Annotated in this window: 12 protein-coding genes; 8 read left to right on the top strand and 4 right to left on the bottom strand. The window is 40.9% G+C overall.

Annotation, left to right across the window (positions count from 1 at the left end; all coding sequences use genetic code 11):
* The first annotated feature begins 38 nt into the window (after positions 1-38).
* Together ACFI32_RS05755 and ACFI32_RS05750 are read left to right on the top strand one after the other, a co-directional pair.
* Entirely contained in the window at positions 39-668 is a 630-nt protein-coding gene (locus tag ACFI32_RS05755) for a LysE family translocator (RefSeq protein WP_462625554.1), read from the top strand.
* 90 nt (positions 669-758) lie between these two features.
* The gene (locus tag ACFI32_RS05750) at positions 759-1,223 is read left to right on the top strand and encodes a hypothetical protein (RefSeq protein ID WP_462625553.1); all 465 of its coding nucleotides are present in this window, start codon (positions 759-761) and stop codon (positions 1,221-1,223) included.
* Between the two features lie 122 nt (positions 1,224-1,345).
* Here ACFI32_RS05750 and ACFI32_RS05745 read toward each other — a convergent pair whose 3' ends face one another.
* Together ACFI32_RS05745 and uvrA are read right to left on the bottom strand one after the other, a co-directional pair.
* Positions 1,346-2,659 carry a hypothetical protein gene (locus ACFI32_RS05745; protein WP_462625552.1) on the bottom strand — a complete coding sequence of 438 codons (1,314 nt, stop codon included), beginning with the start codon at positions 2,657-2,659 and terminating at the stop codon, positions 1,346-1,348.
* A 286-nt stretch (positions 2,660-2,945) separates the two neighbouring features.
* Positions 2,946-5,852 (bottom strand): excinuclease ABC subunit UvrA, encoded by a 2,907-nt coding sequence (uvrA, locus tag ACFI32_RS05740; RefSeq protein WP_462625551.1) that lies wholly within the window; start codon positions 5,850-5,852, stop codon positions 2,946-2,948.
* 714 nt (positions 5,853-6,566) lie between these two features.
* On the opposite strand from uvrA, the gene ACFI32_RS05735 reads away from it, so the two are divergent.
* The 6 genes from ACFI32_RS05735 (at position 6,567) to ACFI32_RS05710 (ending at position 14,074) form a co-directional block, all read left to right on the top strand.
* Positions 6,567-7,931: an MFS transporter gene (locus ACFI32_RS05735; protein ID WP_462625550.1), complete on the top strand. Its 1,365-nt coding sequence runs from the start codon at positions 6,567-6,569 to the stop codon at positions 7,929-7,931.
* 116 nt (positions 7,932-8,047) lie between these two features.
* Positions 8,048-8,659, top strand: coding sequence for a single-stranded DNA-binding protein (gene ssb, locus ACFI32_RS05730; protein ID WP_462625549.1), 612 nt, complete (start codon positions 8,048-8,050; stop codon positions 8,657-8,659).
* A gap of 224 nt (positions 8,660-8,883) precedes the next feature.
* Positions 8,884-10,053 carry a tyrosine-type recombinase/integrase gene (locus ACFI32_RS05725; protein WP_462625548.1) on the top strand — a complete coding sequence of 390 codons (1,170 nt, stop codon included), beginning with the start codon at positions 8,884-8,886 and terminating at the stop codon, positions 10,051-10,053.
* Entirely contained in the window at positions 10,053-11,618 is a 1,566-nt protein-coding gene (locus tag ACFI32_RS05720; protein WP_462625547.1) for a site-specific integrase, read from the top strand. Before ACFI32_RS05725 ends, ACFI32_RS05720 begins: the two co-directional genes overlap by 1 nt.
* Before the next feature lies 1 nt (position 11,619).
* Positions 11,620-13,605: an integrase gene (locus ACFI32_RS05715; protein ID WP_462625546.1), complete on the top strand. Its 1,986-nt coding sequence runs from the start codon at positions 11,620-11,622 to the stop codon at positions 13,603-13,605.
* Positions 13,598-14,074, top strand: coding sequence for a protein kinase (locus ACFI32_RS05710; protein ID WP_462625545.1), 477 nt, complete (start codon positions 13,598-13,600; stop codon positions 14,072-14,074). Before ACFI32_RS05715 ends, ACFI32_RS05710 begins: the two co-directional genes overlap by 8 nt.
* 46 nt (positions 14,075-14,120) lie before the next feature.
* Here the strand turns inward: ACFI32_RS05710 and ACFI32_RS05705 are convergent, their stop codons facing one another.
* Together ACFI32_RS05705 and ACFI32_RS05700 are read right to left on the bottom strand one after the other, a co-directional pair.
* Positions 14,121-14,369, bottom strand: a complete 249-nt coding sequence (locus ACFI32_RS05705) for an antitoxin VbhA family protein (protein ID WP_462625544.1) — start codon at positions 14,367-14,369, stop codon at positions 14,121-14,123.
* 113 nt (positions 14,370-14,482) lie between these two features.
* Positions 14,483-15,790 (bottom strand): hypothetical protein, encoded by a 1,308-nt coding sequence (locus tag ACFI32_RS05700; RefSeq protein ID WP_462625543.1) that lies wholly within the window; start codon positions 15,788-15,790, stop codon positions 14,483-14,485.
* Between the last annotated feature and the right edge of the window lie 13 nt (positions 15,791-15,803).

Genomic DNA, 15,803 nt, shown 5'->3' with positions numbered 1-15,803 from the left:
ATTATACTTAAGTATTAATATACCTATAAAGAAATATCATGACCATCACCACTATCCAGCTATTTACCTTCATCATTGCTGTATTCATATTTATCATGACGCCGGGTCCTGGTGTGTTTGCCACGATTGCCAAAGCCATGACGCAAGGTTCTTGGGCTGCGCTGCCCTTAATCATTGGCCTTGCCGCAGGGGATACTATTTATATGGTTTTTTCCGCTTATGGACTGAGCGCATTGGCAAGCAATTTTAATACCTTGTTTACTATCGTTAAGTTTGTAGGTGCAGGTTATTTATTTTACTTGGCGTACAAGATGTGGACGACGGTGCCAAGTGAAATTATCACTGGAAATGTAGCGTTAAAGAATAAGAATGAGGGTTTAAAAAGTGTGATGTCAGGTTTTCTGGTATCCATTAGTAATCCAAAAGTTATTTTATTCTACATTAGCTTGTTACCTAGCTTTTTTCCAGTCACTAGCTTGACAGGGGTGGATATTACGATTCTATGTCTAGTGATTTTTAGCTGCGCCATTGTTGCCATGATGATGTATGCCTTTATGGCGAGTTATGCGCAAAAACGTCTAAAAAGCCCTAAAGCCCGTCAGAAATTTAACCGAGTAGGGTCTTCATTTATGGGATTGGCTGGCACATGGTTGATCGCGAAGGGGTAGGTTTATAATACAATATTGGGTAAAGTATGACGCCTAGCAGTTGTGGTCACGTACAAATGCTTGCAATCTATTTCTAATTACGGCAATGCCATGAATGAACAACGGTTTCAAGAAAATGAGGAAAATAGACTATCTATTAGTACGCCCACCAAAGATGACCCCACGCTGGTGTGCTGCCCAGAATGTCAATCTAAAGCCTTCGTTACCATAAATAATGATGAGGCTCGATTGAGTTGTCCAAGTTGTGGCTATAATCAAGTAAAATTGGCTGGACATAGAACCTTTTATTGGAGCGCGGAAAATCCAACGGATAGTTATTTTGGCGCAAATTTATGGTTGCAAACTGATTGTGTGGGCGAGAGCTTGTGGGCATTCAACAAGCGTCATTTAGAATATTTGGAAGACTTTGTATCGGCTAAACATAGGCAACGTAATCCAAATGTAGATACTTGGATAAATAGTTCATTAGCCAGTCGCCTGCCAAAATGGATTAAAGCTGCCAAAAACCGTGAACAGGTTGTAAAGGCAATTACAGTTTTGAAAAACAAAATATAGCAGCTATGCTTTATTCTGCTCACCCATAAAAAAGGCTACTCCATAAAGAGTAGCCTTTGAATTACTTGCTCAAGTAATATTTGACTTTGATGCTAACATTAAAATGTATAGTTTAAAATATTTTATAGTTCAAACACAAGATACTGTAAAATTCTTTGCTGAGCATGTAGTCCATCATCTAAAGTTTCTGTTGAGTATTCGCCTTCTGTATTTTCTTCATTATGATAAGACGTATAAGTCACACGGCCATTGCCATAGTCGAATGCAACCGTTAATGGGCGCAGCATTTGATCGCTATCTTGACCACTCACATATATATCAACGTCTTTACTGCTATTCACTGAGTTCATTTTAGCCCATCCGCCTAAAAAGCCATCAATAGTGACGGTGCCATCAGCGTTTAAGCATGAAGCTGATGCACAAGTTACGCCTTCAAGCCAAGATCTGAGTTTTGGTTCAATCGTACTTTGGATGGTAATGCCGCTTTGTCCTTGGTATGCAGCGTCCATCCCTTCTGGCTGGTTTGTTGGCGTATCATCTGAGCCAGCGAAATCTATATACTCTGGGAACGTCTGTTCGACGATGTTATAAGCTTGATCGCTCACATAAATGCGGCCTCCACTGCTGATATAATCTTTAAGGATTTGACGTTTTCCATCATCCATTAGCCAGTTGATATCTTCTTGACCACAGTTGAAGAAGACAATCTCATAGTTGTATATGTCTGCTTTGCCATCATTATTACTGTCTACAAATAAGTTGTTAGCGGTATTCCACAAATCAAATTTAGAGTCAATGATTTCACCAGACTGGGTATCGATACTTGCAAGACCCAGTTTTGCAAGGATATTTTCAATACTATCATAATAGCCTTCGATAACGACCATATTCGGTACATTCTCAAGAATGGTGTCATTGAGCTCAGTTACTTCTGCTTGAGAAGAGCCATTCTCTTGGAGAGTAATGTTTTGCTCGGCACTGAACGCACCTTTTTCGAATTTAATTAACAAGTCTCTATTATTGGTCTCAATGCTTAACTCATAGCTACCATCTGCGTTGGTACAAGTACTTGCCAAGCTGCCTTGGGGTGCTGCCCCGCATTCAGTTGTTGAACTGCTATTTGAGGTGTTGTTCGCTTCGATGACTAAGCTGCTGGTATTGTATACATTAGCGACTATTTTGCTGTTCGTGCCGTTGGCTTGATCCATGACATATACTAAAGCATTAGCAATAGGAGTCTGACCATCATAAGAAACCAGCTTGCCAGAAACTATATTTGTTTGTGTGGTCTGAGAAGGCGGGGTCACCTCGCCTGGCGTTTCGGTAACGGGTGCCGTAGTGGTAGAGTCATTATCATCGTTGCAAGCAGTCAACGATAGTGACGTCATAGCTAAGATTGTCATTATCGATAATTTATTTTTCAAAAATCTTTTCATGCTCTTGAGCCTTTTTATAAAGTAATAGAACGTATGAATTCAAATTAAAGAAGCTAATCTGTCACACAAATATGTCTTTAGTTATACTAACTTAACAATGTAGTATTTAGCCAGAAACAATAAAGAGAATGTTAAACATAAGTGTATTTTGTGTCAACTATTAACTTGCTGATTTTGTATCTGATGTATTTGAAAAAAAACAGCTTATAAAGCAAAAATCTCGGTTAAAAACAAAAAAGGCCACTCCCGAAAGAATAGCCTTTTATTAATCATTCACTAATTTGTCTTAGCTGACGTCTTTTAACCCTTGCTCAAGCATCGGTTTTAAGAATTCACCCGTATACGAGCCTTTCACTTCCGACACTTCCTCAGGCGTACCTTCAGCGATGATCCGGCCTCCGCCTTTACCGCCTTCAGGGCCCAGATCAATTACCCAGTCCGCCGTTTTGATGACATCGAGGTTATGCTCGATAACCACAACAGTATTGCCCTTATCGCGCAGGGTATGCAGGATATGCAGCAGCTTGTAGATATCATGGAAATGCAAACCCGTGGTTGGCTCATCCAAGATATAGAGCGTCTGTCCCGTATCACGTTTGGCAAGCTCACGCGCCAGTTTGACCCGCTGTGCTTCACCGCCCGACAGCGTCGGTGCAGATTGACCGAGGCGAATATAACCAAGACCGACATCCATAAGCGCTTGCAGACGGCGATAGATCGCGGGTATCGCTGAGAAGAACTCAGTCGCGTCTTCTACGGTCATTTCTAACACTTCGGCGATGCTTTTGCCTTTATAGTGAATCTCAAGCGTTTCGCGGTTATAGCGTTTGCCTTCACAGGTATCGCATGGCACATACATGTCAGGCAAGAAATGCATCTCAACTTTGATGAGACCATCACCTTGGCACATCTCACAGCGTCCGCCTTTGACATTGAAGCTAAAGCGACCCGGCTTATAACCACGAGCGCGCGCTTCTTGCGTTTGCGCAAACATCTCACGCACAGGGGTAAACACGCCCGTATACGTTGCTGGGTTTGAGCGTGGCGTCCGACCGATGGGGCTTTGATCGATATCGACCATTTTGTCCAAATGCTCAAAACCGCTGACACTCTCAAATTTATCAGCAATCAGCGTTGAGGCATTGTTTAACTGCGTCGCTGCCAATGGCATGAGGGTGCGGTTAATCAAGGTAGATTTGCCCGAACCAGATACGCCCGTCACACAGGTCATCACGCCAACAGGGATACTCAAATCCACATCGTGCAAGTTGTTGCCGGATGCGCCTTTTAGCTCAATCGTCATCGGCGCTTTTTTGGCTTTGGCTTTTCCTTTGACCTCGACATCCATGGTTTTGGCTGTATGACGCACGGCTGGAATCTCGATACGTTTTTCGCCAGACATATATTGTCCAGTGAGCGATTCTTTGTTTGCCATGATGTCATCGACCGTACCCTGAGCGATCACATGACCACCATGGACGCCTGCGCCGATACCGATATCGATCACGTGATCCGCTTGGCGAATGGCATCTTCGTCATGCTCAACGACCAGTACGGTATTGCCCAAATCACGCAAACGCGTCAGTGTCTTTAGCAGACGATCGTTATCACGCTGATGCAGACCGATGGATGGTTCATCAAGTACGTACATGACGCCCATGAGACCGGCACCGATTTGACTGGCAAGCCTAATACGCTGCGCTTCACCGCCCGACAGCGTTTCGGCAGAGCGTGCTAAGGTCAGATAATCAAGACCGACGCTAACGAGGAAGTTTAAGCGTTCATTAATCTCTTTAAAGATTTTTTCGGCAACCTCACCTTTGTGACCGTCGATTTTTAGCGTTTTGTAATAGTCCGCAGAGTCGCCGATAGAGAGCTTAACGATGTCAGCGATGGTTTGGTCATCGACACGCACATTGCGCGAGATTTCGTTTAAGCGCGCACCATCACAGACATTACAAGTGGTATCCGCCAGATATTTGGCCAGCTCATCGCGCACAAGATTACTTTGCGTTTTCGCATAACGGCGCTCTAAGTAAGGCAGCACGCCTTCAAAGGGTACGGTCTTATTCGTCTTGCGGCCACGCTCATCGGTAAAGTTAAAGGTGAGCTTTTCTTTGCCCGAGCCGTGCATGATGATGTCTTGCTGCTTTTTGGCGAGATCTTGCCACGGCATATCCATATCGATTTTAAAATGCTTACAGACGGTGCTCAGCAAACCAAAATAGTAGGCATGGCGTTTATCCCAACCATTGATCGCGCCCTGATTGAGCGACTTTTCATGATGGGCAATGAGCTTTTCTGCCGAAAAATACTGGCGTTTACCAAGACCATCACAGCTTGGGCAAGCACCGTAGGGGTTGTTAAAACTGAACATACGCGGTTCAAGCTCAGGTACCGCGCGATCACAGACAGGGCAGGAGTGCTTGGCGGACATGACTTGATTGTCATCACCGCCTTCTTTTGGATTGCCATCCATAAAGTGTAGCGTGACCAATCCTTGACCCAAACGCAGCGCGGTCTCTAAGCTCTCAGCGACACGGTTACCCAAATCATCACGAACTTTAAAGCGGTCAACCACCACTTCGATGGTGTGTTTTTTCTTTTTATCGAGTGTCGGTAGCTCATCGGTGTCATACACATCGCCATCGACCCGCACCCGCACAAAGCCTTGTCCAATGAGCTGCTCTAGCAAGACCGTATGCTCACCTTTACGCTCACGAATCACGGGCGCTAATATCATCAGCTTAGTATCAGCGGGCAGGGCCATGACTTGATCGACCATCTCGGTAACCGACTGCGCGACCATCGGCTCGCCATGCTCTGGGCAGTAGGGCGTACCGATACGGGCATATAGCAGACGCAGATAGTCGTAAATTTCGGTAATCGTGCCTACGGTTGAGCGCGGATTATGGTTGGTCGATTTTTGCTCGATGGCAATCGCAGGGGAGAGGCCCTCGATGCTATCAACTTCGGGTTTTTCCATTTGTGAGAGGAACTGGCGCGCGTAGGCTGATAAGCTCTCGACATAACGGCGTTGCCCCTCGGCATAGAGGGTATCAAATGCCAGTGACGACTTACCAGAACCAGATAGGCCAGTGATTACCACAAATTTGTCTCGTGGAATGTCTAAATCAATGTTTTTTAAATTATGCGTGCGTGCGCCGCGTATTGCGATATGGTCATGTGCCATCGTTTAAGGGTTTCCTATTTGCTAAAATGTTGGTTACGACCAGAAGCTGGTCATCAACTATAAAAAAGTCAGTTAGGTGATTAAATCAAATCGTTATCAAGATTGCGTTTTGGTTTTGTGTAAAACGTGATACGAACATTCATTAAAAATAACAATAATGCGTGGCTGCGCTCAATGACACAGCAGCATCTCATCGCGTCAGCAATGATGGCTAATGATAGTGAGAAAAAAACCACCGTATAAAATAGTCATCACAAAAACCGATAAAGGCAAACATAGGTTTGACCTGATAAGTATTTTAATGTGGCCTTAAAAGGGTCAAGAAAGTTGTGTGGTTAATGTTGTGATAACAAACATAAATAACACCCTTAATACAAAAGGGCCTGCTCGATATAAGAGCAGTTGGGCGATGCGTTTTTAATATGGGTTGATGATGAAACGACAATCCTATGTCAGGTGCATGACCGTGAATAAACACTGTATATGAGTGTCGTCGTCTTTAGCAGCGTTTGTTTTTATGGTTGCGCCAGCGTCATTATTCAAGGTGTGTACGGCAGGCAGATGCACTTGGTAACAAAATTGTCTCACTCACAAGAGTGCGATGAGAAAAGTCTTCGGCATCTATGCGGTGAATGTTTTATACTGTGTGGCTTAATTGGTGCGCTGGGCGTTTGATGCGTATCAGTTGATCAGTTAAGAGACAGTGAGGCAACTATGAATAGCGTAGAGAAACGGGCGATCCTCGGAGTCGGTGGCATCTTTGCCCTGCGTATGATCGGCTTGTTTATGATTGTGCCGGTGTTTTCTGTTTATGGTGACAATTACGCGCACGCAACGCCGTTTTTGATCGGGCTGGCAGTGGGCGTTTATGGCTTAGGGCAGGCGATTTTTCAGATACCGATGAGCCTTGCTGCTGATAAATTCCCGCGTAAGCCGATTATCTTTTTGGGGTTAATACTGTTTGCCATCGGCGGCATGGTGGCGGCAAATGCGACCGATATTTATCAAGTGATTCTCGGTCGGGCGCTGGCAGGCAGTGGTGCGGTGTCGGCGGTACTGATGGCGCTCTTAGCAGATGTGACACGTGAGGAGATGCGCACCAAAGCCATGGCCACGATGGGTTTGACCATTGCCACCTCCATCATGCTCGCCTTTGCCTTTGGCCCATTATTGGTCGGTTCGCTCGGCATTTCTGGCCTGTTTTGGCTGACCTCAGGGTTTGCGGTTTTGGCAATGCTGCTATTGTTTGTGGTGCCCACGCCACTGCGCGTGCTCAAGCACAATCTAGATAACAAAACCATCGGTCAGCAGTTGGCGACGGTTCTTAAGATTGGTGATTTAAATCGCTTACATATCGGCATCTTTGCGCTGCATCTGACCATGACGGCGATATTTGTCATCTTGCCGCATCAGCTCAGTGAGGTGCTGGGCTTGTCAGTACGACAGCAGGGACTGGTTTATCTACCGCTACTGTTTATTGGTTTTGCCATCGCCATCCCTTTTATTATCATTGCCGAAAAGAAACGCAAAATGCGCCAAGTATTTTTGGGGGCGATTGCTTTAATGACTGCCGCTTTAGCACTGCTGGCGCTGGGTAGTCAGGTCGGTGTCGGTATTATATTGGGCTTGCTGCTGTATTTTATGGGCTTTAATTTGCTGGAGGCGACGATTCCCTCGTGGATATCTAAGCGTGCCCCAGTCGCTAATAAAGCCACCGCAATGGGGCTCAACTCGTCCAGTCAGTTTTTTGGCGCGTTCGTTGGCGGTGCGATGGGTGGTCTGCTGTTAAATCAGCCCAATTTGTTGGCATGGGGTATTTTAGCGATTATCATGGGCGCAGCGTTACTGATTATTATCCCCATTGCGCAGCCGCCTTATTTATCGAGCACGACAGTGACCATCCCTAACAATATCAATATCCAAGACTGGTCACGCCAAATGCTGGCAGTCGATGGCGTTGATGAGCTGGTGGTGATGGCAAAAGAGCAAGTGGCTTATTTAAAGTTAGATAAAACGCAATTAACGGACGACTCGCGACAAGCACTGTCGCATCTTGCCCAAAGTCCCCTAGATATTTGACCTAAAATTGGGTAAAGTAAAGCCATATTGTGATTGGCATTTATAAAGGTTGATCCATCACTGATTATTTTTTGCAAAAAAAGCAATTCACTTATTTATAACAAAAGGACAATATTATGCGCGGTGTTAACAAAGTCATTATCGTTGGTAATTTGGGCGCTGATCCAGATAGCAAAACTTTTAATAATGGTGGTACAGTGACCAATATTTCGGTCGCGACCTCAGAGCAATGGACGGATAAGCAAAGCGGTGAAAAGCGCGAAGCGACCGAATGGCACCGAATTGTATTTAATAACCGCCTTGCTGAAGTGGCGGCGCAATATCTGCGTAAGGGCAGTAAAGTCTATGTCGAAGGTAGCTTGCGTACCCGCAAATACCAAGACCAAAACGGTCAAGACCGTTACATCACCGAAATCCGCGCCAGTCAAATGCAAATGCTCGATAGCGCTGGTGCAGGACAACAGCAAGGTTCAGGATACAATCAAAACGCCCCGCAGCCTTATAACAACCAGGGTGGTTATAACAATCAAAATAATAATAACCAAAATAATAGCAACAATGGTTTCAATCCACAGGGCGGCTATAATGCCAATAATCAAGGCGGCCAAGGCGGCTTTAGCAACCAGCCAGCACAGTCCAATCAGTTTCAGCAACCAGCGGCCAATAATCAGCCACAAACAACCACTGCCATGCCTGATGGTCCGGTCGATGATGATATTCCGTTCTGATGATGATAAGACATAGAATGTAAAGATACTTAAGTAAATACTAGCTTCTAAGCCATTATTAGTAAGCCTCAGCCCTGAATATTATTCTTATATTGATGTAAATATTGAGAATAAAATTCAGGGCTATTTTTTAATAGTAATATATAAATTATTATAATAAAATTAATGTTAATTTATAAGTTATTATATGGTAAAATAAGTAAACTTATATCATGGTTAGTTTAATGAAAGTCAAGGTAGTAACACATTTAACTGGAGAGCAGATTCCAATCATACTTGATTATGACGGATTACCTATTCCAGCACCTAATGAGTATTTACTATCTCGTCGTGATAGAAGTACTAACACACTAATACGTAATGCTAGAGAGCTTTCTCTTTTGTATGACTGGCTGTACCGCGAACAAATCAACTTGAGAGAAAAGCTTATTGCTCCAGTATCTTTTAACTCTGCTCAGATCAATTCAGTACTAGTCGAGCAGCTAAGACAAAATAGAGAACGATCAAAAGCTGTTTCACCCATAACTTTTAATCAACGCCTTACTACTGTTAGACAATTTATAAACTGGTATATGAGTGTATTGATATCTCAGTTGCCTTACTCCTCTAACAAGTTTAAAAGTCTTAGTGAAAGAAAAAATATTTTCAATGAATGGCTATCTAGTTCTTTTATGTCGCCACCACCTAGCAAGAAGTATTTGAAAAAAGGACTAAATAACGAAGAGTCTAGCTTTTTGATAAATGTCTTAGACCCTACTTCTACTGATTCATTTGGTACAAATGAATCAGTAAAGTATAGAAATTTCATATCAATTGGATTGATGATTTATTGTGGTTTACGTCCGGGCGAGCTTCTTAGTTTAAGGGTAGAGGATATTACTATTGGTGCTATATCTTCGGTGGACATCGTTCGTAGAAATCCTGACCTTAATGATACTAGAAAGCCTAGACCTCAAATAAAGCGCAATGGGCGTTTACTACCAATTGAGAATTCAGAGTTGGTTAAATGTTTAGACAAATACATAGTCGATTTGAGAGATATTCTAGAAGAAAAATCAGAATTCGAGTCTGAGTACTTAATTTTAAGCGACGAAGGTGTTCCTTTATCACAGGCATCTATTACTCAGCTCTTTCATCTACTAAGAGATAAGTATTCTGAATACTTGCCTGATAATTTAAGTGCCAAATCTTTAAGACATACTTTTTCTTCGAGAATGGAAATGACAATGAGAGAGTCAGGATTATCAGAACAGAAGCGTCGAGAAGCTCTAGCTTATTTAAGAGGAGATTCTAGCCTTAGTTCTCAAGATGTATACATTGCTCAAGCAGTCGAAGAAAGTGCAAAAGAAGCTTTACGTAAATATCAATGTAATTTAGTGAAGGATGACACTTGATGGAACAATTAGATTTACTGTTTCAGGAAAATGTAGATGCTCAGACTATTACTACTAGAGAAGGTAATCTTGTTGATACTTCAGGAGATTTATGGCATTTACCATACGCTTATTATGCAAATTCAAGTATTGATTTTAGCAAGATAAAGAACCCCTTTATTAAAGAAGCATTGAAGCACTATATTAGTAGCAGCTTAAGACTTACTTCAGCCCACGCAGGATATTCTAATTTTAAAGTTGTCATTTTAGAAATTATGAAATTCTTTAATGATGACACTGCAATGACAAGTTCAAATGAGCAGGCTTTAGTAGAGGCGTTTGAGATAGCTATAAGTACTGCAAGAAAAGATCATAGGCTTTGGGCTTTATATCGTGCAATAGAATGGTATAAATGGTCATTTAAAAACTATCCAGAGCTAGGTTTTTCTGAGCTGTACACTAGACAACTTGCAGGTATGTCTATACCAGGAAACCCAAAAGGTCAGGCTGTGCGAATGGAAGATCCTGAGAGTGGGGCTTTTGATCACACTCTTGAGCTTCCTTTGATAATTGATGCTCTGAAACGCGATTCAAGCAATTCTTTTACGCACTTTCAGGAAAGGGCAGCTGTAGCTTTGTCTATTGCATTTGGGAGAAATCCTGCAAACTTGACTTGCTTACGCGAGAGTGACTTATCTAAATTAAGTCCTTCTGACCAAGATGATCCCTGTTACGTACTTAAAATGCCTCGCATAAAAAAACGCCAATTAAATGCCCGTGATGATTACATAGAGGAATACCTTGATCCACTATTTGGGAAAATAATTGAAGATTTAATAATAGCTAATAAAGATGTAAAGCTAGTCTATAACTTCAGGGACTATGCTAAGCCTAGCGAAAGACCGATATTTATTAATATTTCTAAAAATTCTGCTGCTAAAAAATCTCATTCTGTTGATGAAGTTTTCAATATGACAAGTAGTAATATTTCAGAATTATTAAAGTCGTTTGTGTTACGCCATAAGATAATATCGCCGATAACGGGTAGCCTACTGAAAGTCTCTACTAGGAGGTTCAGATATACGCTTGCAACAGGCTTAGCCTCTGAAGGAATCAGTATGGTAGAACTTGCAAGAATTCTAGACCATACCGATACTCAGCATGTCGAAGTTTACTATGATACTAGAAGTAATATCGTCGCACATTTAGACAAAGCCTCAGCGAGTCAATTCTCAGAGTATATTTCTCTGTTTAAAGGTAGCGTTATTAGTAACGATAGCGAAGCTATTAATGGTGAGCTTGATGAAAAGCACCTGCTATTTGTAGATGAAGAGTTTCCTGATAAACAAACTGAAATTGGTGTGTGCGGTGAGTTAGGTATTTGTCATTTAGATCCACCATTTTCATGTTATTTGTGTCCAAAATTCCAACCTTATCGCTCTGCTAATCATGAACAAGTACTTGATAGTCTGCTTGAAGATCGTGAACAACGGCTTAAGAAATATGAGAATGCTAGACTTGGTATTCAATTGGACGATGTAATATTAGCTGTTTCTAATGTAATAACATTATGTAAGGAAGCCTAAGGTGTCTGACAATAGATCAAAAAGAAAAACTAAGGTCATATCCTTTGTCACTATCGAGGATGATAGAGTATCTAACCTTTCTAGTTTGATTAATTTAGCCAAGAAACTAAAGCTTGAAGGTTTTGAGTCTGTAGTTTGGCAAGACTCACTATGGATTATAACTGGAGGGCGGTTAGTCAAACAAACTGGTAAGCATAGTATACAAGCTACTATTGATTTTGTGTTGCCACCTAAGCTTGGAAGTGAGGCGCTAACAAATGAGTGGGCTAATGTTGCAAAAGCTTTATTTGTTCTTAGGTTTCATCAAAAAAATCAAGCAATACCTAATCAGCGTAATTTTTTAACGGCAATAGGATATATCTACTATGTAGCCAAACAAATGAATCAAAACTTTTTTCAGCTGACTCCTGAAGTACTAGATAATGCTTGTAAGATGATTTCAAGGGATTATGCGGATTCAACAGCATATAATCTTCACAAAGCTGTATCCGAGTTTGCTGCTCATTGTGATAGTAATGGTTTATGCCATAATTATTTAGATTATAAATTCTCAAGCATGAGAAGACCTAAAAGTGTAGGTGGAGTAAAACATAAGAGATTAGACGATCCCGAGGCAGAAGAGTCTACTAAATCTGAAAAAATGGTTGAACCTCTTGTGTATAAGGTAATAGGTGAGCTTTACCAAAATGTACCTAAAAATCATAAATATCGTCTATATATTTTATTGTTAAGTATGTTGATTTTAACAGGTAGAAGACTAAGCGAAATTTCTTTATTGCCTTTTCAGAAAATAAGCGAGGACAATAAAGGTAATTTCTACATCAACTATTTTCCTAGAAAATCAAGCTTTGGTGATACGATTACTCCTCTAGAGAGACTTTTCTTACCAACTGATATCGCTCCTATAGTAAAAGAAATTATAGAAGAAACAATTGAGCTAACTGAAAAGTCGCGCGCAGTTGCCAAGCAAATGAAAAAAATAGGTGGGGCTGATTTAAGATTTTTAGAGAAAATACCAGAGAATAGAAGGCTTTATAATAAAGATCTTGAGAAAATAGGACTGGCTTCCAGCCTTCTCACAAAGCGTAGTTGGATAAGAAAGAATAATCTTGCTTTCGAGGAAATGAAAAATAATGTAAGAGCCTTTTATACGAATAAAAAAGGAGTTGAACAGTATTGTTCGAAGTATTTTAAGCCTAGGTCGATTGAGGTTGTACATATTGATCAGCAAGGTAAAAAATACTTTTTAGCAGACTTACTATTCATTAAGGAGTTATTGCTTTCTGATGGAGTTTTAGCACACTGGATTTCTATTAGTTGTAGTCATTCAATGATAGCGACATTCTTACGATATTTTCCTGACCTATCTAAAGAGTATGCTAACAAACATACAGAGGTTGACTTTACAAGTCATCAATTCCGTCACACTATGAACACATTACTTGATGAAGGTGGATTGAGTGATTTGCTGCAAACTGAGTGGTTCGGTCGAAGCAATCCAAGAGATACGAAAGCTTATCAACATACAAGTCCTGAAAAGAAGGCTTTGATGTTAAGAGAAGATATTAAAAATGGCACAATTGGCGGTAAGATTGCGGAACAAATTAAAGTAATGCCTATTAACCACCAAGATGCTATTTTAAAAGCTCGTATAAAAGCTGTGCACGATGTAGGGACAGGTCTTTGCATTCACAACTTCTCTCAAATGCCTTGTGAAAGGCATTTACAGTGCTCTGCTGACTGTAAGGACTATGTGTGGATTAAGGACGATGCTAAGCGAATTGAAGAAGTTAAACGGCTATTTTCATTAACTACTATCGCTCAAGAAACTGTAAAAGATCAAGTGGAGTCGAAAAAGCCTAAGAAAAGTAGCGATTGGATACTTCACAATGAGAAAAAGCTTCGCACATTAGGTAAACAATTATCTGATTACGGTGTAGAGAACTTTGATCCATCCCAGTATCTAAAGGAGACTAGCAATGTCTAAGTTTCGTCATATGTCTAATGAAGATATCGATTTAGTTGTTAGAGAGTTAGATAAGTGGGCTTTAGGTGAGCTTGGTTCAAAACTAACTTGGAAGGTAATTGTAGACCAGTTTGGATTCAGTAGGCAGTCACTTCAAGCTAAGCCAAAGATCAAGGCTGCTTATGACAATGCCAAACAAGCATTATCTGGTGGATTAGTAAAGTCGAAGAAACAGACAGAGAGTGAGTACGAGGACCTATTAGTTGAGCTAGAACGAACCAAGTTGGAGCTAGAAAGTTATAAAAATAAAGAGCAACTATGGTTAAGGCGTTGGCAACAAATCGCTTTTAACATAAGGCAAAAAGGCATTCAGATTTCAGATATAGATAAGGGTACTAATTATCCTGATGAAGATCTACCTTCAAAAAACGAAACTAGTAAAATATTACGTCCTTTTGACAAAGGAATTCCATCATCAGGAAGAATTTAGTAGTTTAGGTCAATATATCTAAAAACGAAGGCAGTAGTTATAAGCGTTAACTATCTTCAAGGAATACCTTAGTATAGTGAGCGTGTAGCAGCGCTATTACTTCTTTGATAGTTGCGATTCTACCTTCCTGATAGTCTTTGAAGATATGCTGAGTATCTGGATTGACAGGAAGGTTGTCTACTGCGAAACTAGCCGAAGTTATAGCCATAATATAGCGTCGTTCTTCTATTTCTTGTTGGCTAACGAGGATAGGACGATCATCAGTAATTGATTCTTCGAATCTAGAGTCTTCCATACTAGCTCCTATTAGTAATAATAAATTTGCTCAGCAAATTATATAGTCTTCTATCTAGACAATCTTTCTCTTACTGGTATACCTTATTTGGCTAATTTAGTTGTATTAATGATTTAGACGTAGGTAGAGCATGATTGTTTGATATCAAGAGTGATTGTGACTGAATAATTCGTACTTCTAGTATCTCCTAAAGTTGCATAACTTATTGGCTCTAAAACTTTCTGGGGCCTATATGGACTAAATAACTCATCAATAGTGTAGTGAAAACTACCATCATCTACTCCAAATACATAATCAAAAAATATTTTGGCCATTGCAGACTGAGGGTGGCTAGCATCGCGAAAAGATTTATTGCGATTCCAACTACCACTATGTATTTTACCGAAAACCCTTTCTATATTACCAGAAACAGAATTTGAAGCATGTCTTCGAGTAATATTTGGTTTTTGCACGTATGCAGCAGCATTTTCAACAGACTTCCAAATTATATAATGCATGGTCGATACAGAACATTCAGCTAGACATAATCTGAGAATGCTAACTAGCTTGTCGCCAATAGGCGGTGCTAGATCGTTCAGTCTTGACCTAGTAATCAGGTAGCTTAAACACTCTCCTAGTTGCACCTGTTCACACCAGCTCTTAAATTGACTATCCGCTACTAGAGCACTGACATTTTTTTTAGATTTAGCGTTTATCAAGATTTTAGTAAGATTCTCAATACTATAAGTAGACTCAAAGATCGCTTGATGGAAGTCTATTTCTAACTCCTGTTCTTCGTTGACGGTTACGTATTCGTAGCTATCCTCAGGAGCTAGTATGAGCAGATTTCGGTTAAAGAGATGATGTAGTATCTTTTCATCTAATTTAGAGAACGATGATAAAGGTAGTGATAAGTTGTCATGTAGAGAAACTGTATTCTTTAAATTATCTGCTCCTATACTCTCTATAGTCGCTGCAAGTAGCAGCCTATCCACATCGTTAAGCTCAGTGACTGAAGGAATACTGCTTAATTGAATGCTTCTGTATTGATTGATGTACTCTAGAGTGGTCTGTCTCTTTTCTTCTGCTAAACGGTCTTGTTTAAGACGATACTCTAAGTACTCTTGATCCATTCTTTTTTCAAGCGCCTCCCTGCAATCATCACACCGCCATCTAATAAAATCCAATCGAGTTAGCTGTGAGCGAGTATAGCAAATCTTAGTTTTACCACAGTCTATGCATTGACAGTCCAGTACGACAAGATGAGCATTTATTTTAACGATACTAGGTATATCTTGATGCTTAAAGCCAAACTCTTGACCTATCTCCCTACAGGTATATATAAAACCACTTCGTTTATCGCCTTCTCTTAACCAGTACTTCTCACAGATAAGCTTATTAGTTTCTGTTATATCTGACTCATACTCTAGTTTAGTTTTCACGCTCACCTCTTAA

This window comes from Psychrobacter sp. PSi21, from assembly GCF_054960615.1.
This window is presented reverse-complemented; position numbering and strand designations above follow the sequence as displayed.